This window comes from Streptomyces violens (assembly GCF_000717745.1).
GTDB classification, from domain to species: Bacteria; Actinomycetota; Actinomycetes; order Streptomycetales; family Streptomycetaceae; genus Streptomyces; species Streptomyces violens.
This window is the reverse complement of the sequence record NZ_JOBH01000010.1, coordinates 511,001-533,214: the sequence shown is the minus strand read 5'-3', so window position 1 is coordinate 533,214 and position 22,214 is coordinate 511,001. Positions and strand designations below refer to the sequence as shown.

The following is a 22,214-nucleotide window of genomic DNA, read 5'->3' as shown; positions in this document are numbered from 1 at the left end:
GCGGCCCAGTCTACACATGGCGGAGGGGTGGTTCGTAATCGGATTCGGAGGGGGTCCGGGGGCGGGTGGGGCGGTCAGGAGCAGCGCTTGTTCTTGGCGGGGGATGTGCCCTCGAGCAGGTAGGTGTTCACGGCGGTGTCGATGCAGTCGCTGCCGCGGCCGTACGCGGTGTGGCCGTCGCCCTCGTACGTGAGGAGGCGGCCGGAGGAGAGCTGGGAGGCGAGGCCGCGGGCCCACGGGTACGGGGTCGCCGGGTCGCGGGTGGTGCCGACGACGAGGATCGGGGCCGCGCCCTTCGCCTCGATGCGGTGCGCCTCGCCGGTGGCCTTGACGGGCCAGTACGCGCAGTTCAGCGGCGCCCACGCGAAGTTCTCGCCGAAGACCGGGGACGCCTTGCGGAAGGCGGGGAGCGCGGACTCGACCTGGGCGGGCGAGGAGAAGGCGGGCGGGAGGTCGAGGCAGTTCACCGCGGGGTTGGCGAACATCTGGTTGGCGTAGCTGCCGTCCGGCTCGCGCTCGTAGTAGGTGTCGGAGAGGGCGAGCAGACCGCTGCCGTCGCCCTTCTGCGCTTTGGTGAGGTACTCGCGGAGCAGCGGCCAGGCCGACTCGTCGTACATGGCGGCGATCACGCCGCTGGTCGCGAGGGACTCCGTGAGCTTGCGGGAGTCGCTGGTGGCGATCGGGCGCGTGTCCAGGCGGCGGAAGAAGGCGGAGAGCTGCTTGCCGGCGTCGGCGGTGCTCTTGGTGCCCAGGGGGCAGTCGCGCTTCTTGATGCAGTCGGCGGCGAAGGCGTTGAAGGCGGTGTTGAAGCCGGCGGTCTGGTCCTCGTTGAGCTGCCGGGAGGTCAGGGAGGGGTCCATCGCGCCGTCCAGCACGAGCCGGCCGACGCGGGAGGGGTACAGGCCGGCGTACGTCGCGCCGAGGAAGGTGCCGTACGAGGCGCCCACGTAGGTCAGCTTCCGGTCGCCCAGGACGGCGCGGAAGATGTCCATGTCACGGGCCGCCTCGACCGTCGAGACATGGCCGAGCACCTTGCCGGAGCGGGCTCGGCAGCCGTCGGCGAACTTCTTGTAGGCGGTGGTGAGCTTGGTCTGCTCCGCCTTGTCGTCGGGGGTCTGGTCGACCTGCGTGTACCCGTCCATCTGCTTGTTCGTGAGGCAGCGGACCGGCTCGCTGCGGGCCACGCCGCGCGGATCCATCGCGACCATGTCGTACCGGGCCTTCACGGCGGCCGGCTCCGGCGCGTACTGCTGGAGGTAATTGATCGCCGACGCGCCGGGGCCGCCCGGGTCGACCATCAGGGAGCCGATCCGCTTGCCGGGCCCGGGGGCCTTCTTGCGGGAGACCGCGAGCTTCAGGTCCGTGGCGCGGCTGGGCTTCGCGTAGTCCAGCGGGGCCCGGAGGGTCGCGCACTCGAAGCCCTTGGGGCCGCAGGAGCGCCAACTGAGCTTCTGGTCGTAGTACGGGCGTAGGGCCGCCGGTACGGCCGTGGGCAGTGGGTCCAGGGGCTTGGTCGCCTTGTCGCTCTCCGGGCGGGCGTCGGGCCCGTGCTGGGCCGGTGAGGCGACGGCGTCGCCGTCCGGGCTGCCCGGTTGACTGCAGGAGACGAGCAGCGCGGCGGCCGCGAGCACGGCGCCGGAGGTGCGGAGCAGACGGCTGGTGTCCATGGGTACGGTCCCTCGTTCGGCGGCGGTGGCGGCACTCGGCTCGGTGACGATTGGTGACCAGTGGTGACAATTGGCGACAGCTCTGGGGAGCGTATCGGTCCTGATGGGGTCATGCGTGGCCTTTTGCCCTCGTAAGGGTGAGTTCGGCCGTCCGCCGAGGTACAGGGGCGTACTCCAGCCCGCAGCGCCCAGCCCCCGGCCCGCGGCGCCGTGGGCGTCCCGCCGCCCTCAGCCCGCGCGGAGGGCCGCCGTCATGGCCTCGACGGCCAGCAGCGGGGCGACGTTCCGGTCCAGGGCCTGGCGGCAGGCGATGACCGCCTCTATCCGGCGCAGCGTGCGCTCGGGGGTGGAGCCGGCGGCGATGCGCTCGACGCTGTCCCGTACGTCCTCGTTGGCCAGCTCGGCGGCCGTGCCGAGCTGAAGCGCCAGGACGTCGCGGTAGAAGCCGGTCAGGTCGGTGAGGGCGAGGTCCAGGCTGTCCCGCTGCGTACGGGTGGAGCGGCGCTTCTGCCGGTCCTGCAGCTCCTTCATCACGCCCGCCGTGCCGCGCGGCAGCCGCCCGCCGGTGCCCGCCGCGGCGCCCAGCGCGGCCCGCAGCTCCTCGGTCTCCTTGGTGTCGACCTCCTCGGCGACCTGCTTGGCGTCCTCGCCCGCCGCGTCGATCAGCTCCTGCGCGGCCTTGAGGCAGCCGCCGATGTCGTCGACGCGGAGCGGGAGCTTGAGGACGGCGGCGCGGCGGGCACGGGCCCGCTCGTCCGTCGCGAGCCGGCGGGCCCGGCCGATGTGCCCCTGGGTGGCGCGCGCCGCGGCCGTGGCGGCGGCCGGCTCGATGCCGTCACGGCGCATCAGCATGTCGGCGACCGCGGACGTGGCCGGCGTGGACAGCGTCAGCAGGCGGCAGCGGGAGCGGATGGTGGGGAGCACGTCCTCGATGGAGGGGGCGCACAGCAGCCAGACCGTGCGCGGCGCGGGCTCCTCCACGGCCTTCAGGAGGACATTGCCCGCGCCCTCGGTGAGCCGGTCGGCGTCCTCCAGGACGATCACCTGCCAGCGCCCGCCGGCCGGTGACATCGAGGCCCGGCGGACCAGGTCACGGGTCTCCTTCACGCCGATGGACAGCACGTCCGTACGGACCACCTCGACGTCGGCGTGCGTGCCGACCAGCGCCGTGTGACAGCCGTCGCAGAAGCCGCAGCCGGGGGCGCCGCCCAGCGCGCGGTCGGGGCTCACGCACTGCAGGGCGGCGGCGAAGGCGCGCGCGGCGGTGGCCCGGCCGGAACCGGGCGGCCCCGTGAACAGCCAGGCGTGCGTCATCCGGGACGCGCTCATGGACTCCGGCGCGGACTCGGGCACGACAGAGCCCGGCTCCTCGGCCGTGACCAGGGCGTCCGCGTCCTGCGCAGCGGCGGCGAGCTGCTCCTTCACCCGCTCCTGGCCCACCAGGTCGTCCCACACCGCCATTGCCGCTCCGCCGTCCTGTCCGTGTCCTGCCACGCGCCGGGCTGCCCCGCCGCCGTGTCTGCCCCGTCGCAACCCATTGTGGTGGACGGCACTGACAATCCCGTCCACGTGGGGCGGAAAGCGCGCTACCGGGGCCGCCCGAGCCCGGAAGCACGCCGCCGCCCGGCCCGGAAACGCCTCCGGCCCTCGGTACGACGCGTACGTACCGAGGGCCGGAGAGGGCCGGAGAGGCGGGGATCAGCGGCGGCCCCAGCGGCCGCGGCGCTCCTGCTCTTCCTCCGTGTCGCGCGGCCCGAGCAGCTCGTCCGCGAGGGTCGGGAGGTCGTCGAGCGGGGTCTCCTCGGCCCACTCCGGGCGCCGCCGGCCACCGGCCGGCCGCGGCTGCTGCTCGTACTGGGAGTGCGGCTGCTGCGGCGCGTACGACTCGTACGGCGACTGCCCGGTCCGGCCCGGGGACGGCAGGCCCGTCACCGGGTCGATCTGCGGCAGCTCGGCCGTGCGCTCGGTGCTCGACTCGGCGGCGGGACGGCGCGTGCCGCCCTGTTCCGGGCGGAACATCCACGCCGGCACCCGGTCCTCCGGGCCCTCGGGGCGCACCGGCGGCAGTACGGCGGTCTCGTCGGCCGCGCCGCTGTGCGCCGCGTCCTCGGGGCGTGCCGCGTCCTCGGGGCGTGCCGCGTCCTCGGGGCGTACGGAGGGCAGTACCGCCGTCTCGTCCGCGGCACCGGAGCCCGGCGCCCGCCGCGCGTTCCCGGACCGGTCGTCCGGCCGGTCGCCCTCGCCGTCCGCGACCGGCTCGGGCTGCGGCAGTACCGCGGTCTCCTCGGGATCCGACCCGGAGCGCGAGCCGGAGCCGTTACGGCTGTCGGACGCGCCCCCGGAGTCCGGCCGCGCCTCCTTGCGCATCTCCACCCGCGGCGTCCCCTCGGGCACGGTCTCCGCGGCGTCCCGCTGGGCATACTCCTTGCGCATGCTGACGACCGGCGTCTCCGTGGTCGGCGCATCGGAGTCGTGCAGCCCCTCGGCCGCCGAGGCCGCGGCGAGCCGGGCCTGCTCGGCCCGGAGCAGCGCCTCCTCGGCCTTGCGCTGCTTCTCCAGGCGGCGCTCCTCGGCCTCCTGGCGCAGCCGCTTCTCCTCCTCGTGCTGGCGGCGCAGCCGCTCGCGCTCGGCCTGCCGGGCCGCCTCCTCGGCCTCCCGGCGCTTGCGCTCCTCCTCGGCCTGGCGGCGGGCCTCCTCGGCGCGCTGCCGGGCCTCCTCCGCCTGCCGGGCCTCCTCGCGCGCCTTGGCCGCCTCGATCTCGCGGCGCTTGCGCTCCTCCTCCTCGGCACGCAGCCGGGCGAGCTGCTCCTGGCGCTCGCGCTCCTGCCGCTCCTCCTCGGCCTTGCGCGCCGCCTCTTCCTCGGCCTTCCTGCGGGCCTCCTCCTCGGCGGCCTTGCGGGCCTCGGCCTGCGCCTCGACCTCGGCCTCGGAGAGGGGCAGCACCTGGTCCAGGCGGTGCCGTACGACGGTGGTGACGGCCTCCGGCTCCAGTCCCGCGTCGACGACCAGGTAACGGGCCGGGTCGGCGGCGGCCAGCGTCAGGAAGCCGTTGCGCACCCGCTCGTGGAACTCGGCGGGCTCGGACTCCAGCCGGTCCGGCGCCTCGGTGAAGCGCTCGCGCGCCGTCTCGGGGGCGACGTCCAGCAGGACCGTGAGGTGCGGTACGAGGCCGTCGGTGGCCCAGCGGGAGATGCGGGCGATCTCGGTGGGCGCGAGGTTGCGGCCCGCGCCCTGGTACGCCACCGAGGAGTCGATGTACCGGTCGGTGATGACGACGGCGCCGCGCTCCAGGGCGGGCCGGATCACGCTGTCCACGTGCTCGGCGCGGTCCGCGGCGAACATCAGGGCCTCGGCGCGGTCCGACAGCCCGGAGGTCGAGACGTCCAGGATGATCGAGCGCAGCCGCTTGCCGATGGCGGTGGCGCCCGGCTCGCGGGTCACCACGACCTCGTGGCCCTTGGCCCGCATCCAGTCGGCGAGCGCCTCGACCTGGGTGGACTTGCCGGCCCCGTCGCCGCCCTCCAGGGCGATGAAGAAGCCGGTCGCGGCCGGGGCCTGGGCCGGCTCGCCGCCGCGCAGCGCCTCGCGCAGGTCACGGCGGAGCGAGACGCCCTGCCGGTCGTCGGTCTTGCCCAGTACCCACGCGGCGACCGGCAGCAGCAGCGCGCCGACCAGCATCAGCGTGAAGGCCGCGCCGCCGTGCGCGAACACGAAGGAGCCGCTCCCCAGGTGGTGCGGGCCGATGGCCGCGGCCAGCAGGGGGGCGACGATCGCGGCGGGCGCGATCGCGAGCCGTACGACGGCGTGCAGGTGCTCGGTCGTACGGGAGCTGCGGAACTCCTCGGTCTCCTGGTCCAGGAGGGCGTGTCCGGTGTGGGCCGCGATGCCGGCGCTCACGCCGGCCAGCAGCGCCAGCAGCAGGACCGTGGTCGGGTCGGGGACCAGGCCCATGGCGAGCAGCGCGAGGCCGGTGACGGCCACGGAGAGGGCGAGCAGCCGACGCCGGGAGAAGCCGGGCAGCACCTTGCGGGCGCTGCGGATGCCGAGCACGGGGCCGCCGGTCAGGGCCAGTACGAAGAGGGCGAAGCCGACCGGGCCGCCGCCGAGGTCGCGGCCGTGCAGCACGGACAGGGCAACGGCCGCGGCGATCGCTGCGGCGACCGCGGCGCAGGCCAGTACGAGCAGCGGGATCGCGCCCGTACGCCCCTTGTCGAGGCCGGTGCCGGTCTTCGGGCGGCGCAGGCCCTCAAGGGGCGAGCGCGGACGCGGGGTCCGGACGCCGGGGAATTCGAGGAAGTACAGGATCGAGACGGACGCGGCGAACAGGCCGGCCGCGACGTACGAGCCGAGCGCCGCCTGGTGGGTGTGGAACCAGTCGATGCCCGCACCCAGCGCGTTCCCGACCAGCGTGACGACCAGGAGGCCGGCGGCGGCGATGGGGAGCGACACGAAGCCCGTACGCAGCGAGAGGCGGCGCAGCGCGTCGTGATTGTCCGGCAGCGGTCTGACGGCGTCGCCCTCGGCGGGCGGCGCGGGCAGCAGCGCGGGGGCCGCGCTCTCCCTGCACACCGTCCAGAAGCGCTCGGCGACGCCGACCACGAAGGCCGTGATCAGTACGTAGGCCAGCGCGTCGCCCCGTACCCAGTCGATCCACAGGGGGGCGACGATGAGCAGCGCGGCACGCAGGCCGTCCGCGGCGATCATCGTCCAGCGGCGGTCCAGCGGCCCCTCGGGAGCGGTCAGCGCGGAGAGCGGGCCGAGCAGCACGGCACCGAAGAGCAGCGTCGACAGCAGCCGGGCACCGAAGACGGCGGCGATCGCGAAGGCCGCGCCCCGGTATCCGCCGCCGAAGGCCGCGACGCCTCCGTGGGGGGTGAAGACCGCCGCTTGGAGCGCGAGCAGGACCAGTACCAGGACACCGAGGGCATCACCGATGCCACCGACGAACTGGGCGCTCCACAGCCGTTTGAGGGGAGGGAAGCGCAACAGGGCTCGCACGGCGCGCTCGCGGGAATCCGCGGCGAGTGCGCCTGATGTGGGGGTCACGTCCGTTGGCTGCTCGGTACGCGTCATTCCGCCAGCCTAGCGGGACCCGGTGACACACCGGGCCCCTCCCCGAACAGGAGATCGACTTCCGGGTGGGTCAGTCGTCGGCGGACGCCGACTTCGCGGCCGTCTTCTTCGCCGCCGTCGTCTTCTTGGCGGTCGTCTTCTTCGCCGTCGTCTTCTTCGCGGCGGTCTTCTTGGCCGCCGTCTTCTTTGCCGGGGCCTTCTTCGCCGTCGTCTTCTTGGCGGCGGTCTTCTTCTTGGCCGGGCCCTTGGCGCGCTTCTCCGCCAGGAGCTCGTAGCCGCGCTCCGGCGTGATCGTTTCGACGTCGTCGTCACGGCGCAGGGTCGCGTTCGTCTCGCCGTCCGTCACGTACGGGCCGAAGCGGCCGTCCTTGACCACGACCGGCTTCTCGCTGACCGGGTCCGTGCCCAGCTCCTTCAGCGGCGGCTTGGCGGCGGCGCGGCCGCGCTGCTTGGGCTTGGAGTAGATCTCCAGCGCCTCGTCGACCGTGATGGTGAAGAGCTGCTCCTCGCTCTCCAGGGAGCGCGAGTCCGTGCCCTTCTTCAGGTACGGGCCGTAGCGGCCGTTCTGCGCGGTGATGTCCACGCCCTCGGCGTCCTGGCCGACGACCCGCGGCAGCGACATCAGCTTGAGCGCGTCCTGCAGCGTGACGGTGTCCAGGGACATCGACTTGAAGAGCGAGGCGGTGCGCGGCTTGACCGCGTTCTTGCCGGTCTTCGGGGTGCCCTCGGGCAGGATCTCGGTGACGTACGGGCCGTACCGGCCGTCCTTGGCGACGATCTGGTGGCCGGTCTCCGGGTCCGTGCCCAGCTCGAAGTCGCCGCTGGGCTTGGCCAGCAGCTCCTCGGCGTACGCGACCGTCAGCTCGTCGGGCGCGAGGTCGTCCGGGACGTCCGCACGCTGGTGGTTCTCGGAGTCCTTCTCGCCGCGCTCCACGTACGGGCCGTAGCGGCCCACGCGCAGCATGATGCCGTCGCCGACCGGGAAGGAGGAGATCTCCCGGGCGTCGATCGCGCCCAGGTCCGTGACCAGCTCCTTCAGGCCGCCGAGGTGGTCGCCGTCGCCGTTGCCCGCCTCGGAGGCGGCGCCCGCGGCGTCGCCCTCGCCGAAGTAGAAGCGGCGCAGCCACGGCACGGACTGGGCCTCGCCGCGTGCGATGCGGTCGAGGTCGTCCTCCATCTTGGCGGTGAAGTCGTAGTCGACGAGCCGCCCGAAGTGCTTCTCCAGGAGGTTGACCACGGCGAAGGACAGGAAGGACGGCACCAGGGCCGTGCCCTTCTTGAAGACGTAGCCGCGGTCCAGGATCGTGCCGATGATCGACGCGTACGTCGACGGGCGGCCGATCTCCCGCTCCTCCAGCTCCTTGACCAGCGTCGCTTCGGTGTAGCGGGCCGGCGGCTTGGTGGCGTGGCCGTCGACGGACATCTCGCGGGCGGTCAGCCCGTCGCCCTCGGCGACCTGCGGCAGCCGGCGCTCGCGGTCGTCCAGCTCGGCGTTCGGGTCGTCCGCGCCCTCGACGTACGCCTTCAGGAAGCCGTGGAAGGTGATGGTCTTGCCGGACGCGCTGAACTCGGCGTCGCGGCCGTCGCTCGCCGTGCCGCCGAGCTTGACGGTGACGCTGTTCCCGGTGGCGTCCTTCATCTGCGACGCGACGGTCCGCTTCCAGATCAGCTCGTACAGCCGGAACTGGTCGCCGGTCAGACCGGTCTCGGCAGGGGTGCGGAAGCGGTCGCCGGAGGGGCGGATCGCCTCGTGCGCCTCCTGCGCGTTCTTGACCTTGCCGGCGTAGCTGCGCGGCTTCTCCGGGAGGTAGTCGGCGCCGTAGAGCTGCGTGACCTGCGCCCGGGCCGCCGCGATGGCGGTGTCGGAGAGCGTCGTGGAGTCCGTACGCATGTAGGTGATGAAGCCGTTCTCGTACAGCTTCTGGGCCACCTGCATGGTCGACTTCGCACCGAAGCCCAGCTTGCGGCTGGCCTCCTGCTGCAGCGTCGTCGTACGGAAGGGGGCGTACGGGGAGCGGCGGTACGGCTTGGACTCGACCGAGCGGACGGAGAACTGCGTGTCCTCCAGCGCCGCGGCCAGCGCCCGCGCGTTCGCCTCGTCCAGGTGCAGGACCTGGTCGGACTTGAGCCGGCCGTCGGAGCCGAAGTCGCGGCCCTGGGCCACGCGGCGGCCGTCGACGGTCGTCAGGCGGGCCCCGAAGGTGCCCGGGTCACTCGCGTCGCCCTCGCGGCCGGTGGCAAAAGTGCCGGTCAGGTCCCAGTACTCGGCGGAGCGGAAGGCGATGCGCTCGCGCTCCCGCTCGACGACGAGACGGGTGGCCACCGACTGGACGCGGCCGGCCGACAGCCGCGGCATGACCTTCTTCCACAGGACCGGCGAGACCTCGTAGCCGTAGAGGCGGTCGAGAATGCGGCGGGTTTCCTGGGCGTCGACCAGCTTCTTGTTCAGCTCGCGCGGGTTCGCCACGGCGTCCCGGATGGCGTCCTTGGTGATCTCGTGGAAGACCATCCGGTGGACGGGGACCTTGGGCTTGAGGATCTCCTGGAGATGCCAGGCGATGGCCTCGCCCTCGCGGTCCTCATCGGTGGCGAGGAAGAGTTCGTCGGACTCGGCCAGCAGCTCCTTGAGCTTTTTGACCTGGTCCTTCTTGTCGCTGTTCACGACATAGATCGGCTGGAAATCGGCGTCGACGTTCACACCGAGGCGGGCCCAGGGCTCGCCCTTGTACTTCGCCGGAACCTCGGCGGCGCCGTTCGGAAGGTCACGGATGTGCCCGACGCTCGCTTCGACGACGTATCCAGGGCCGAGGTAGCCCTTGATCGTCTTCGCCTTGGCAGGCGACTCGACGATGACGAGTCGGCGGCCGCCGCCTTGTGCGGTGTCGCTGGTCGGGGACAACTTCGCTCTTCTCTCCGGTCGGCGCTGGGGGGTACCTCGGAATGGGATTCCCGAGGGCGACTCTGCGGTGACGCTGCGGAGTGTGACGGTACATCCCGCCCCCGTGTCAAACGGAAAAAGCCCACAACGCCACTCGAACGGTAACCCGAGTCCGGGCCTTCATGCCGCCCGGACCGCGCGCCACGGCCCCCGCCACTCGGCGTGATCATGCGCCGCAGAGGGGCGGCGGAAGGTACCGCGACGGGGCGGCCGACGGCGCCGCGTGCCACGGAAGGGGATACTCCGGATCCGGCTCCGGCAGACGCTCCGGAGCTGGAACGGAAGGGGTACGGAAGATATTCCGTTTCCGTGTCCCGTCCGCTTTTCTCCCGGGCCTTTCCGGGGCTGCGCACGGCTGCCGGGCGGCGCCGTCCGGGGGCCCGGTACCGGCACGCGGACGGCTGACAGGATGGGTGGCGGGTCACACACGGACGGCTTCGGGGGGCACAGGGCATGACGAGCGAGCGGGACGTCCCCGCCGGTGCGGTACCGGCGCCGTCGGCGCCGCCGATCCCGGGCGCGTCGGGGGACGCCGCACCGGGCGCGTCGGAGGACGGGCCACGGGTGCGGCGGGCGACGCTGCTGGGCGCCGCGGCGGTGACCGGTCTCACGGCGGCGGCCTGCGTCTATCTGTGGCACACCGACCCGCACCAGCCGGGTCAGCTGCTGCCGCGCTGTCCCTTCAACGCCATGACCGGTCTGCTCTGTCCGGTGTGCGGCGGAACCCGCATGGTCTACGACCTGCTGCACGGCGATCTGCTCGCGGCCTTCCACGACAACGCGGCGCTGCTCCTCCTGGGAGTGCCGCTCGCGGCGTACGTGGGCGGGCGGCTGCTCTACGAAGGGCTGCGGGGCCGCCGCTACCGCCCCCGGCCGACGCCGCGCGCCCTGGCCGCGGTCCTGACGACCGCGATCGTCTGGGGCGTCGTACGGAACGTGGTGGGCTGACCGCCGCACGGGCGGGGCCCGGTACGTACGCCCGGCCGGGGCCGGGTACCGGCGCTCACGCGGTGGACAGCAGCCAGCAGCCGACCGCCAGGAACAGCGAGCCGAAGAGCGCGGTCATGGTCACCGCGAGTGGGCGGCTCACGCCGTGGGCGACCGGCGCGCGGAAGCTGACGCGCGCCACCAGCCACAGCAGCAGCCCGCTGCCGAAGAGCGCGAAGGCGGCACCGGAGAACACCGCGGGTCCACTTTCCATGCGGGCACCCTGGCACTCCCGTACGGCCCGCGGGCGAACAGCGGGTGAACGCGCGCGGCAAGTCCCCCGTACGGGCTTCACAATCCTCGGTGTGTACGGCTTCTCCGGTACGCGCCGCCGTGAGCCCGCCGTCCCCCGTAAGCCCGCCTCCGGCGTCAGCCCTCCCCGGGGGCCGCGGCCGCCACCGGACCGCTGACCGGCTCCAGGAAGCCCTGTTCGACCAGCATCCGGATCGCCTCCGGCGTGCGGTCCCGCAGCATCACCGGGTCCTCGCCGACCAGTTGGGCGATCGCGTCCAGGATGCGGCCGGCCGGCAGCGAGCCGTCACAGACCCCGGCAAAGCCCGCGCCCACCGTGTCGACCTTCGTGGCCCGCCGCATACCGCGGTTCTGACGGAGCACCACATGCTCCGGGTCCTCCGCGCCCGGCAGCCCGACCTGCTCCTGCACGACCTCGGGGGCCAGCTTGAACCGTCCGGCCAGCAGCGCCGCGTCGTCCGTGGCCCGCAGATAGTCCTGGCGCTCGAAGTGGCGCAGCACCGCGGGGCCGAGCGGCTGCTCGACCGGATGCGGCCACTCCTCGATCGTGATCGAGGGGTCCTCGGCGCCGGACTTGCGCAGCGTGATCCACCCGAAGCCGACCGCCTTCGTCTTGCGCGCCTCGAACTCGTCCAGCCACGCCTCGTACCGCGCCGCGTACTCCTCCGGGCCCGTCCGGTGGTCGCCGGCGTCCCGCAGCCACAGCTCGGCGTACTGCGTGACGTCCTGCACCTCGCGCTGCACGATCCAGGCGTCACAGCCGCGCGGCACCCACTCGCGCAGCCGGTCGCGCCAGTCCTCGCCCTCGACGTGCTGCCAGTTGGCCAGCAGCTGGCAGTACCCGCCGTCGTTCAGATGGCCGGCGGCCTGCTGCACCAGCGTGCGGCACAGGTCGTCACCGCCCATGCCGCCGTCCCGGTAGGTCAGCCGCGCACCGGGAGAGATCACGAAGGGGGGATTCGAGACGATCAGGTCGTACGTCTCCTCGCCGACCGGCTCGAACAGCGAGCCCTCCCGGAGGTCGGCGGGCTGCGCACCGGAGAGCGCGAGGGTGAGGGCCGCGATGCGCAGCGCCCTCGGGTTCAGGTCCGTGGCGGTGACCTGGGTGGCGTACTGCGCGGCGTGCAGCGCCTGGATGCCGGAGCCCGTACCGATGTCGAGCACGGAGTCGAACGACGGGCCCGCGGCGGGGTCGCCGCCCTCGGGGCGCAGCGTGAGCCCGGCGAGGGTCGTGGACGCGCCGCCCACGCCGAGCACCAGCTCGGAGCGGTCCACGCCGGACGGGCCGCGGCCGATGCCGCCCGCGCCGCCGACCGCGCAGCCCAGGTCGGAGACGATCCACCAGTCCTGGCCCTCGGGGCCGCCGTACGGCCGTACGTCCACGGTGGCGCGCACCTCGTCGCCGTCCCGGACGAGCCAGCCGTCGGCGAGGCAGTCGTCCAGGGGCAGCGCGGCACCCGCGCGCGCTGCCGGCACCGGCTGCTGGAGCAGGAAGAGCCGCGCCAGCGTCGCCTGCGGACTCTCGCCTCTCGTGGCGCGCAGGGCCGGCACGGTCTCGCTGCGGGCCAGCGCGGCGTAGGCGGTGGCGCCGAGCAGCTCCAGCAGGCCGTCGGCGGTGAAGCCGGCGGCCAGCAGCGCCTCCCGCAGCCGGGAGGTGCGGGCGGCGGACTCGGGGTCTCGGTCGTCTGCGACGGGGAGGTGCGTACTCACGCTCCCATTGTCAGGGCAACCACTGACAGCGAACCACCGCCACGACGGCGGCGCCCCGGCCGGTCCGGTACGGATGTGCCTCTCCGTATCGGACCGGCCGGGGCGTCCGTAGGACCGGCGCAGCCTCCGTAGGCGCGGCGTCGGTCAGGAGCTCTTCTTGGGCGAGCCCGTCGCCTTCTGCGTCTGGCAGCCCTTCTGACCCGCCATCGCCTTGCCGACGTCGCCGGACTCCAGCTTCTTGAAGGCGGCCTCGCTCTTCTTGTTGAGCTTGTTGATGCCGTCCGAGAGCGAGCGCAGCCCGTCGGCGAACTTCTGCTTGTCCTTCGTGTCCAGCCCGTCGACCTGCTTCTTGAGGTCCGCGTAGCCCGAGGAGAGCCCGTTCAGCTCCTTGACGGCGTTCTTCTGGTCCGCCGCGCCGCCGTCGACCGGCGGGGCGCCGGCCTTCTTCAGGGACTGCGCCAGCGAGCCGTACGCGTCCGAGATCTTCTGGAACGCCTGGGAGTCGGTCTGCTGGACCTTCTTGGAGTCGGTGCTGCCGTCGTCAGCAGTCTGCATCGACGCGTTGGCGTCCTGGATCTGCTTGAACTGGGCCTGCGCCGGGTCGCAGAAACGCTTGGCCCAGTCGTCGAGCTTCTTGTTGCTGTCGTCGCTGCAGCCGCTCAGCGCGAGTACCAGTGCCGCACCGCCGGACAGTGCAGCCACAAGCTTCTTGTTCACCGGATTGGTCCCTTCCATGGCTCTCGGCCCCGGAACATACACGCCCAGAGTGCTTTGACCATGAGACGAGCATCCGGTACGACCCGCATTGAAGCCATTTGCACCAAGGGACGGTGACCGATACCTCTCGTTCCCGGCACGCCGACGGGCGGGTGCGCGAGGCGTACAAAACACCTCGCGCACCCGCCCGTTGAGCGGCTGTGCCGGTCGCCCGCTAGGAGGCGACCGCCGGGTCGGCCGTCTGAGCGACCTTCCCCGAGTTGTCTTCGTCACCCACGGCGATGCCGCGGCGCTTGGAGACGTACACGGCGCCCACGATGATGAGCATCGCGAGTACCGCGACCCCGATCCGTACACCGGCGTTCGCGTCGTTGCCGTAGCTGAACTTCACCACGGCCGGCGCGATCAGCAGCGCCACGAGGTTCATCACCTTCAGCAGCGGGTTGATCGCGGGGCCCGCGGTGTCCTTGAACGGGTCGCCCACGGTGTCACCGATGACGGTCGCCGCGTGCGCCTCACTGCCCTTGCCGCCGTGGTGGCCGTCCTCGACCAGCTTCTTGGCGTTGTCCCAGGCGCCGCCGGAGTTGGCGAGGAACACCGCCATCAGGGTGCCGGTACCGATCGCACCCGCCAGGAACGAGCCGAGCGCGCCGACGCCGAGCGAGAAGCCGACCGCGATGGGGGTGAGCACCGCCAGCAGGCCGGGGGTCGTCAGCTCGCGGAGCGCGTCCTTGGTGCAGATGTCGACGACGCGCCCGTATTCGGGCTTCTCGGTGTAGTCCATGATCCCGGGGTGCTCGCGGAACTGCCGGCGCACCTCGAAGACCACCGAACCGGCCGACCGGGACACCGCGTTGATCGCCAGCCCCGAGAAGAGGAAGACGACCGCGGCACCCAGGATCAGCCCGACGAGGTTGTTGGGCTGCGAGATGTCCAGGCTCAGCCCCATGCCCTTGGCGGCGTCACCCACCTCCCCCACGGCCTTGGCGATCGCCTCCCGGTACGAACCGAACAGCGCGGCCGCCGCGAGCACCGCCGTGGCGATCGCGATGCCCTTGGTGATGGCCTTGGTGGTGTTGCCCACCGCGTCCAGGTCGGTGAGCACCTGCGCGCCGTCGCCCGTGACGTCACCGGACATCTCGGCGATGCCCTGCGCGTTGTCGGAGACCGGCCCGAAGGTGTCCATGGCGACGATGACGCCGACCGTGGTCAGCAGGCCCGTACCGGCCAGCGCGACCGCGAACAGCGCCAGCATGATGGACGTACCGCCCAGCAGGAACGCGCCGTACACGGCGAGACCGATCAGCACGGCCGAGTAGACCGCCGACTCCAGACCGATGGAGATGCCCGACAGCACGACGGTCGCGGGACCGGTCAGCGAGGTCTTGCCGATGTCCCGTACGGGGCGCCGGTTGGTCTCGGTGAAGTAGCCGGTCAGCTGCTGGATGAGCGCGGCGAGCACGATGCCGATGGCGACCGCGACCAGTGCCATGATCCGCGGGTCGCCGGAGCGTCCGGTGATCGCTTCGTCGGTGACGCCGGTCAGGCCCGCGTAGGTGGACGGCAGGTACGTGAAGGCGGCGATGGCCACCAGTACCAGCGAGATCGCGGCGGAGATGAAGAAGCCGCGGTTGATGGCGGTCATGCCGCTGCGGTCGGAGCGCCGGGGCGCGACGACGAAGATGCCGATCATCGCCGTGACGACGCCGATGGCCGGAACGAGCAGCGGGAAGGCGAGACCGGCGTCGCCGAAGGCGGCCATGCCGAGGATCAGCGCGGCGACCAGGGTGACCGCGTACGACTCGAACAGGTCGGCGGCCATACCGGCGCAGTCGCCGACGTTGTCGCCCACGTTGTCCGCGATGGTCGCGGCGTTGCGCGGGTCGTCCTCGGGGATGCCCTGCTCGACCTTGCCGACCAGGTCGGCGCCGACGTCGGCGGCCTTGGTGAAGATGCCGCCACCGACTCGCATGAACATGGCGATCAGCGCGGCGCCCAGACCGAAGCCTTCCAGCACCTTCGGGGCGTCCACCGCGTACACGAGGACGACGCAGGAGGCGCCCAGCAGGCCGAGGCCCACCGTGAACATGCCGACGACCCCGCCCGTACGGAACGCGATCTTCATCGCCTTGTGCGAAACGGCCGTCAGATCGCGCGGCGACGTATCCCCTTCGGCCGGAGTGGCTTCGCGGGCGGCCGCGGCGACGCGCACATTGCTGCGTACCGCGAGCCACATGCCGATATAGCCGGTGGCCGCGGAGAATCCCGCGCCGATCAAGAAGAAGGCGCTGCGTCCGATGCGCTGCGTCCAGTTGTCGGCGGGCAGCAGCATGAGCAGGAAGAACACCACGACGGCGAATACGCCGAGGGTGCGCAACTGCCGCTGGAGATAGGCATTGGCGCCTTCCTGCACGGCAGCGGCGATCTTCTTCATACTGTCGGTGCCCTCGCCGGCCGCGAGCACTTGCCGTACCAGTACGGCCGCGACGGCGAGCGCCGCCAGCGCCACGAGGGCGATCACCAGCACCATGCCGCGGTTGCCGCTCGTCAGCGATGGCTCGGCCAGGTATGTGGGGGTGTCGAGCATCTGAGGGGTGTAAGGCCCCGCCATTCGTCCTCCTTGACGTTTGGCACATGGGCGCGCGAATGCACGCTCAGGCGTCCTGAGCAAAGATGTGGACGGATTGTAGGGAGCCGCACTAGATCAAAACAGTACGCCTCAAAGGGAATTCGCCTGCAGCCGCGAAGATCAATAGGTGATCGCTGCGAGAATTCGCCCGAAAGACGGAATGCAGCAAATTCGCTGACCACATCCGGATGATCTCGCTGTCCTATTGAACACCGCTGCTCAGAGCAGCCGCGCGAGATCCTTTTCGCGCAGGCCGTACGGGGCGCACCGCGGAGCCGCGGCCTCCGCTCCGGCGCCCGGCGCCGACGGGACGGCTCACGTGTGCGGACGCGTACGAACGTGTAGGCGCAGGCGTAGGCCCGCCGGTACAGCTGCGCGCGGGGCTGCCACGCACGGGAAGGGGATGGACCGCCGTACGGCACAAGTAGGAGCGGGGCGGGTCAGTGGACGCGGGACGGCTTCCGGCCGGCCCCGGCGGACGGCCGCTTGTCGTGGCTGCTGGCGGCTTGTCCTGGCTGCTGACGGCCTCTCGCGGCTGCTTGGCGGCTCGGGGCGGCGCGGCGTGCGGTCCGGGGCAGCCGGGCAGTGCGCGGCTCTCAGGGGGCGCTGTCAGGCGCTTGGCGGCCTGCAGCCGTCGGGGCTACGGCGCGTCCGACGCCAGGGCGGGCGCCTCGGCCGATGCCAGGGCGGGCTCGCCGGCTCCCGGGTGAAGACGGAGACGCTTACGGCAGTACCGGGTCCGGGACCGTCGGCCAGCTCATGCGGATCACACCACCGGTCTCGGTGGAGGACACCTCGACGTCGTCGACCAGACCGCTGATCACCGCGAGGCCCATCTCGTCCTCGGCCTCGTCGGCCGCGGATTCCGCGCCGTCCGGCTCGCCGTCAGCGCCCTGGACGCCCGGCACGGATCCGACGGGCGTCCCCGGCACCTCATCACCGACCTCGATGGAGAACTTCTTCTCGTCCTCGATCAGCATGACCGTGATGGGCGCGGCGACGTCGTTACTGCGGTGCAGACCCACCGCACGGCTGCATGCCTCACCGACGGCGAGGCGGACCTCGTCGAGCACCGCCTCGTCCACCCCGGCCCGTCGCGCCACGGCGGCCGCGACCAGACGCGCGGTCCGTACGTGTTCGGGCAGGGCGCTGAAACGAAGTTCGACGGTGGCCATTGCCATCCCCCTCGATATGCGGGCGTGCTACGCAGGGGGCCGGACGCGTCGTCCGGTACCCCCCACTGCTTCCTGCCCCCGTGCACAGGGCACGGGGCACCGGACAGCCGTCAGTCGGTTGCCGCCACGGCCTCGTCGACCGAGGTGTGAATCGGGAACACCTTCGTCAGTCCGGTAATACGGAAGATCTTAAGAATGCGCTCCTGGTTGCAGACCAGGCGCAGCGAGCCCTCATGGGCACGCACCCGCTTCAGGCCACCCACCAGCACACCGAGCCCGGTGGAGTCGAGGAAGTCGACGCGCTCCATGTCCACCACGAGGTGGTAGCTGCCGTCGTTCACGAGCTCGACCAGCTGCTCACGCAGCTTGGGCGCGGTGTATACATCAATCTCGCCACCGACGTCGACGACCGTACGGTCGCCAACGGTACGGGTCGACAGGGACAGGTCCACGGATCCTCCAGCACCTTGCTATCGAGCGGTCGCCCCCCATGGATCGGCAGCCGCGATGGCATTCAATCACTTACCAGCAGGCGCGCACGACGCCTTAAGAGCATTGTCCGTCACTCCGGTGACACACTCGGTGCCGATGGCCTCCAATCAACCGCCGCCGGATGCGGGTGCGCGCCCCTCCCCGGGCATGGTCCTCGACCGTCTCGCCAGGGGAGAGATCCGCGCTACGCGCATCACCCATACGGAGCACTTGCCCCCGCGGATCGGCAGCCATGCCGACTGGCCCGCATCTATCCGTACGGAAGTGATCGACGCCATCCGTACCGCCGGCATCGAGCGTCCCTGGAGTCACCAAGCCCGCACGGCAGAACACGCGTTGCGCGGCGAGTCGGTCATCGTGGCCACCGGCACCGCCTCCGGAAAATCGCTGGCGTACCTCGCCCCCGTGCTGTCGGGGCTGCTGGACGGCTCCGAGGCGCCCAACGGGCGGGGGACGACCGCGCTGTACCTCGCTCCCACCAAGGCGCTCGCCGCCGACCAGCGGCGCGCCGTACGCGATCTGGCCGCCCCGCTGGGCACGGCGATCCGCCCGGCCGTGTACGACGGCGACACGCCGGTCGAAGAACGCGAATGGGTGCGTCAGTACGGCAATTACGTCCTCACCAACCCCGATATGCTGCACCGCGGCATCCTCCCGGCCCACCCCCGCTGGTCCTCCTTCCTGCGCGCGCTGCGCTACGTGGTCATCGACGAGTGCCACACCTACCGTGGCGTCTTCGGGTCCCACGTCGCGCAGGTGATACGCCGGCTGCGCCGGATCTGCGCGCGCTACGGCTCGGAACCGGTCTTCCTGCTGGCCTCCGCCACCTCCGCCGAGCCCGCCGACTCCGCCGCCCGGCTCATCGGCCGCCCTGTCGTGCAGATCACCGAGGACACCTCGCCGCGCGGGGAGGTCGTCTTCGCCCTGTGGGAGCCGCCGCTGACGGACCTGCACGGCGAGCAGGGCGCTCCCGTACGCCGCACCGCCACCGCCGAGACCGCCGACCTGCTCACCGACCTCGCCGTGCAGGGCGTCCGCAGCGTCGCCTTCGTACGCTCCCGGCGCGGCGCCGAGCTGATCGCCCTGATCGCGCAGGAACGCCTCGCGGAGGTCGACGGATCGCTGCCCGGCCGCGTGGCCGCCTACCGGGGCGGCTATCTCCCCGAGGAGCGCCGCGCCCTGGAGCGCGCCCTGCACACCGGCGACCTCCTCGGGCTCGCCGCCACCACGGCACTCGAACTGGGTATCGACGTCTCCGGCCTGGACGCCGTCCTCATCGCGGGCTATCCCGGCACCCGCGCGTCCCTGTGGCAGCAGGCGGGCCGCGCGGGCCGGGCCGGTCAGGGCGCGCTCGCCGTGCTCGTCGCCCGCGACGATCCCCTGGACACCTACCTCGTCCACCATCCCGAAGCCCTCTTCTCCCAGCCGGTCGAGTCGACCGTCCTCGACCCCGACAATCCGTACGTCCTCTGGCCCCACCTGTGCGCCGCCGCGGCGGAGATCCCGCTCGGGGAGGAGGACTTGGCCCTCTTCGGTCCGGAAGCTCCCGACGTGCTCGCGGGCCTGGAACGCCGCCGGCTGCTGCGCCGCCGCGGGAAGTCCTGGTACTGGACCCGCCGCGAACGCGCCGCCGACCTCACCGACATCCGCGGCCAGGGCGGCTCCCCCGTCCAGGTCGTGGAGGCCGCCACCGGCCGGCTGCTGGGCACGGTGGACGAGGCCGCCGCGCACTCCACCGTCCACGAAGGCGCGGTCCACCTGCACCAGGGCCGTACGTACGTCGTGCAGCACTTGGACCTCGAGGACAGCGTCGCCCTGGTCGAGGAGTCCACACCGCCCTGGTCCACGACCGCCCGCGACACCACCGCCATCTCCATCCTGGAGACCGACACCGAGGTGCCGTGGGGCGACGCGCGCCTGTGCTTCGGCTCCGTCGAGGTCACCAACCAGGTCGTCTCCTATCTGCGCCGAAAACTGATCACGGGTGAGGTACTCGGCGAGACCAAACTCGACCTCCCGCCGCGTACGCTGCGCACCCGCGCCGTGTGGTGGACCATGACCGAGGACCAGCTCGACGCGGCCCGGGTCAATCCGGAACAGCTGGGCGGCGCCCTGCACGCCGCCGAACACGCCTCCATCGGCATCCTTCCGCTCTTCGCCACCTGCGACCGCTGGGACATCGGCGGCGTCTCCGTGCCCCTGCACCCGGACACGCTCCTCCCGACGGTCTTCGTCTACGACGGCCACCCCGGCGGCGCGGGCTTCGCGGAACGCGCCTTCCACACCGCGGCCGAATGGCTCACCGCCACCCGCCAGGCCATCGCCTCCTGCGAGTGCGACGCCGGCTGCCCCTCCTGCATCCAGTCCCCCAAATGCGGCAACGGCAACGAACCACTCCACAAACGAGGCGCGGTCCGCTTGCTTACGGAGCTGCTGCGGGGGGCGACGGGAGCTGGGGCAGGAGCGGACTCGGGGGCGGGGGCCGGTGGGGACGGCAGCGGCTGATTTCGGGGCGGGGGCACCCCGGTCGGGTTCAGGGGCGCGTCCGCCGGGCCCGCCCGGGAGCGGATGCGCGGGGCGAACGGTCCCGCGCGGGCCTCGGCCGACACGTCCGCGACCGCCGCCCGTACCGCGCACCGCACCAGCCGGGCCCCCTGCGCCACCGCGACCTTACGGGCCGCGCCGCACGCCTCCCCCTCTCCGTACACGCTCCGCGCCGAGGCGGCCAGAGCCGCCAGGTCCGCTGCCGCTCCTGCCCTGTGACGGGCCATCACGGCCTGCCCCAGCACGATCACCACGGCGAACACTGCGCACAGCGCCATGCTGCTCACAGCCACCCAGACCGTCGCGGAGCCCTTGTCTCCCTGCCGTTTCCACAGCTCACGACTGCGCCGTATCGGCAGCTCACCGCGGCTTCCCCGCCGCGGCTCACCACCCCACCGTCTCCTCAGCAAGAGCGACCGCCTCCCCTCTGAGAGTCATGGCCAGCGGCCCCAGCGCCGGAGCCGCAGCCTCGACCCGTACGCGCACCAGGTCGCCTTCTCGCCCCAGCGCCACCCGCGCCCCACGCGGGGCGGCCGCCCGGGCCGTTGCCAGCGTGGCGCCCTCGGGCTCCGCCCGCGCCGCGGCTCTGGCCCCGGCACGGGCCGCGTCCACGCACTGGATCTGCGCGCACACCGCCATCAGGCCCCACAGGAGCATGGCCACGAACAGCACCAGCGTCGGAATCACCACCGCCGCCTCGGCCGTCACCATCCCCCGGTCGGCAGCCGCCTTCAGCGACACGGCTGTCGGCTTCGGCGGCACGGCTCTCGGCTCGGCGGCCCCGCCGACCGGGTCAGACCTGGACATGGAGTGCCTTGCCGATCACCGAGCTCAGGGCCGAGCTCACCGCCCCGCTCGTCACGACCTTGAAGAGCACCGCGGCGAACGCACAGGCCGCCAGCGTCCCCATGGCGTACTCGGCCGTCGTCATCCCGCGGTCCAGCTTCTGCCGCAGCGCGGCACGCCGACGCCGCCCCCACTCGCCCCCGAAGCACCCGGCCCGGCGCCTCGCCGCCAGCCGCCCCTTCACCTTCCTGTAGTCGAGACACGAGGCGGCCCAAGCGGCCCACCCCGCGGGCCCGCCGGCCACCGTCACTCCGGCTGCTGTTGTTGTCCCTGCCCTCGCCTCGCGTACGGCGCTGCCTGCCGCGGCAGCCCACGCGGGCACGGCAGTTCGCTCTTCCGGTGGCGCGGCGGCCCCCTGTCCGCCCGTCGTCGCGATGTCCAGCGCCTTCTCGGACGGCGTCGTCGGCTGTCCGGACGGCTTACGTGCTGCGGTCGTCATGAGATCCCCCTGATGGACTGGCAGTTGCTCAGTTCTGTTGTTGCTGGTCGTTGGTTCGGTGGATTCGTTGGCCATTGGCCACTGGTTGTTGGTTGTTGGTCGTCACACGTGAGGGAGCAGGCCCTGGGCCAAACCGACGAGGACCGGGGCCACCCCGATCGTCAGGAAGGCCGGCAGGAAACACGCCGCCAGCGGCAGGGTCACGAGCACACCCGCCTTGCGCGCCGCCTCCGTTGCCGCGCGGCCCCACTCGGACCGCAGGTCCGCCGCGATCCGCGCGACCGACTCGACGGCCGGCACGCCGGATATCCCGGCGCGCGCCAGGCAGCGCCCCAACTCCCGTGCTCCCGGCAGCTCCGCGAACCGCCCCCAGCTCGCAGCCGCTTCACCCCCGAGGCGCAGCTCCGCCGCGGTATGGCGCAGCCGTTCACCGACCGGGCCGCGCAGGGACTCGCCCACCGCGGCCGCCGCTTCTCCGGGGCTCGCCCCCGCCGCGAGACAGCCGGCCAGCAGATCGGCGGCGGTGGCCAGTTGCTCCCGTACGGCGGCCTCCGCCGCTCGGGCGGCGGAGCGGACCCGGGCCCGGCGCCGATGACCTCGCGTGGCGTACGCGCCCACGGCTCCCAGTACGGCACCGGGGACCCCGCCGACCAGCGCAAGGCCGACACCCGCCGCGGCGGCCACCACGACCCACTCCCGAACGGCGTCGTTCCGCCGCTCCTGGTGGACGCGCCCCTTCGAGCCA

General features: G+C 72.4%; 15 protein-coding genes and 1 pseudogene. 2 read left to right on the top strand and 14 right to left on the bottom strand.

Annotated elements, in window-relative coordinates; translation table 11 throughout:
• Nucleotides 1-74 precede the first annotated feature (74 nt).
• From IF04_RS0121555 to topA, 4 genes are all read right to left on the bottom strand, one after another.
• The gene (locus IF04_RS0121555; RefSeq protein WP_030260208.1) at nucleotides 75-1,667 is read right to left on the bottom strand and encodes an alpha/beta hydrolase; all 1,593 of its coding nucleotides are present in this window, start codon (nucleotides 1,665-1,667) and stop codon (nucleotides 75-77) included.
• Nucleotides 1,668-1,895: 228 nt separating this feature from the next.
• Nucleotides 1,896-3,128 carry a DNA polymerase III subunit delta' gene (locus IF04_RS0121550; RefSeq protein WP_030260204.1) on the bottom strand — a complete coding sequence of 411 codons (1,233 nt, stop codon included), beginning with the start codon at nucleotides 3,126-3,128 and terminating at the stop codon, nucleotides 1,896-1,898.
• A 237-nt stretch (nucleotides 3,129-3,365) separates the two neighbouring features.
• Complete coding sequence (gene tmk, locus IF04_RS0121545) at nucleotides 3,366-6,740, bottom strand: dTMP kinase (RefSeq protein WP_030260201.1); 3,375 nt, start codon at nucleotides 6,738-6,740, stop codon at nucleotides 3,366-3,368.
• 70 nt (nucleotides 6,741-6,810) lie between these two features.
• Nucleotides 6,811-9,639, bottom strand: coding sequence for a type I DNA topoisomerase (gene topA / locus IF04_RS0121540; RefSeq protein WP_030260198.1), 2,829 nt, complete (start codon nucleotides 9,637-9,639; stop codon nucleotides 6,811-6,813).
• Nucleotides 9,640-10,131: 492 nt separating this feature from the next.
• Between topA and IF04_RS0121535 the strand changes: the two genes are divergently transcribed.
• Nucleotides 10,132-10,626, top strand: coding sequence for a DUF2752 domain-containing protein (locus IF04_RS0121535; RefSeq protein WP_030260194.1), 495 nt, complete (start codon nucleotides 10,132-10,134; stop codon nucleotides 10,624-10,626).
• Between the two features lie 55 nt (nucleotides 10,627-10,681).
• Here the strand turns inward: IF04_RS0121535 and IF04_RS0121530 are convergent, their stop codons facing one another.
• The 6 genes from IF04_RS0121530 to bldG all read right to left on the bottom strand — a co-directional run bounded on the left by IF04_RS0121530 (nucleotide 10,682) and on the right by bldG (nucleotide 17,600).
• Complete coding sequence (locus IF04_RS0121530) at nucleotides 10,682-10,879, bottom strand: hypothetical protein (protein WP_030260188.1); 198 nt, start codon at nucleotides 10,877-10,879, stop codon at nucleotides 10,682-10,684.
• A 155-nt stretch (nucleotides 10,880-11,034) separates the two neighbouring features.
• Entirely contained in the window at nucleotides 11,035-12,627 is a 1,593-nt protein-coding gene (locus IF04_RS0121525; protein ID WP_037960071.1) for a DUF7059 domain-containing protein, read from the bottom strand.
• A 144-nt stretch (nucleotides 12,628-12,771) separates the two neighbouring features.
• Entirely contained in the window at nucleotides 12,772-13,344 is a 573-nt protein-coding gene (locus tag IF04_RS0121520) for a hypothetical protein (protein WP_030260182.1), read from the bottom strand.
• A gap of 214 nt (nucleotides 13,345-13,558) precedes the next feature.
• Entirely contained in the window at nucleotides 13,559-15,955 is a 2,397-nt protein-coding gene (locus IF04_RS0121515; protein ID WP_030260179.1) for a sodium-translocating pyrophosphatase, read from the bottom strand.
• A 740-nt stretch (nucleotides 15,956-16,695) separates the two neighbouring features.
• Nucleotides 16,696-17,148 carry an ATP-binding protein gene (locus IF04_RS0121510; protein WP_030260176.1) on the bottom strand — a complete coding sequence of 151 codons (453 nt, stop codon included), beginning with the start codon at nucleotides 17,146-17,148 and terminating at the stop codon, nucleotides 16,696-16,698.
• A 110-nt stretch (nucleotides 17,149-17,258) separates the two neighbouring features.
• Entirely contained in the window at nucleotides 17,259-17,600 is a 342-nt protein-coding gene (bldG, locus tag IF04_RS0121505) for an anti-sigma factor antagonist BldG (protein WP_030260174.1), read from the bottom strand.
• A gap of 55 nt (nucleotides 17,601-17,655) precedes the next feature.
• Here bldG and IF04_RS0121500 point away from each other — a divergent pair, with 55 nt between their 5' ends.
• The gene (locus IF04_RS0121500) at nucleotides 17,656-20,145 is read left to right on the top strand and encodes a DEAD/DEAH box helicase (RefSeq protein WP_030260171.1); all 2,490 of its coding nucleotides are present in this window, start codon (nucleotides 17,656-17,658) and stop codon (nucleotides 20,143-20,145) included.
• 56 nt (nucleotides 20,146-20,201) lie between these two features.
• Here IF04_RS0121500 and IF04_RS40275 read toward each other — a convergent pair.
• The 4 genes and pseudogenes from IF04_RS40275 to IF04_RS35945 all read right to left on the bottom strand — a co-directional run.
• Nucleotides 20,202-20,594 (bottom strand): annotated as a pseudogene (locus IF04_RS40275) (Rv3654c family TadE-like protein); the annotation flags it as partial.
• On the bottom strand, nucleotides 20,569-20,895 hold the full coding sequence (locus IF04_RS35955; protein ID WP_037960241.1) for a TadE family type IV pilus minor pilin: 327 nt from the start codon (nucleotides 20,893-20,895) through the stop codon (nucleotides 20,569-20,571). The gene IF04_RS35955 and the pseudogene IF04_RS40275, both read right to left, overlap by 26 nt.
• A gap of 82 nt (nucleotides 20,896-20,977) precedes the next feature.
• On the bottom strand, nucleotides 20,978-21,214 hold the full coding sequence (locus IF04_RS39885) for a DUF4244 domain-containing protein (RefSeq protein ID WP_425428435.1): 237 nt from the start codon (nucleotides 21,212-21,214) through the stop codon (nucleotides 20,978-20,980).
• A gap of 357 nt (nucleotides 21,215-21,571) precedes the next feature.
• Nucleotides 21,572-22,156 (bottom strand): type II secretion system F family protein, encoded by a 585-nt coding sequence (locus IF04_RS35945; protein WP_342668214.1) that lies wholly within the window; start codon nucleotides 22,154-22,156, stop codon nucleotides 21,572-21,574.
• Nucleotides 22,157-22,214: the final 58 nt, after the last annotated feature.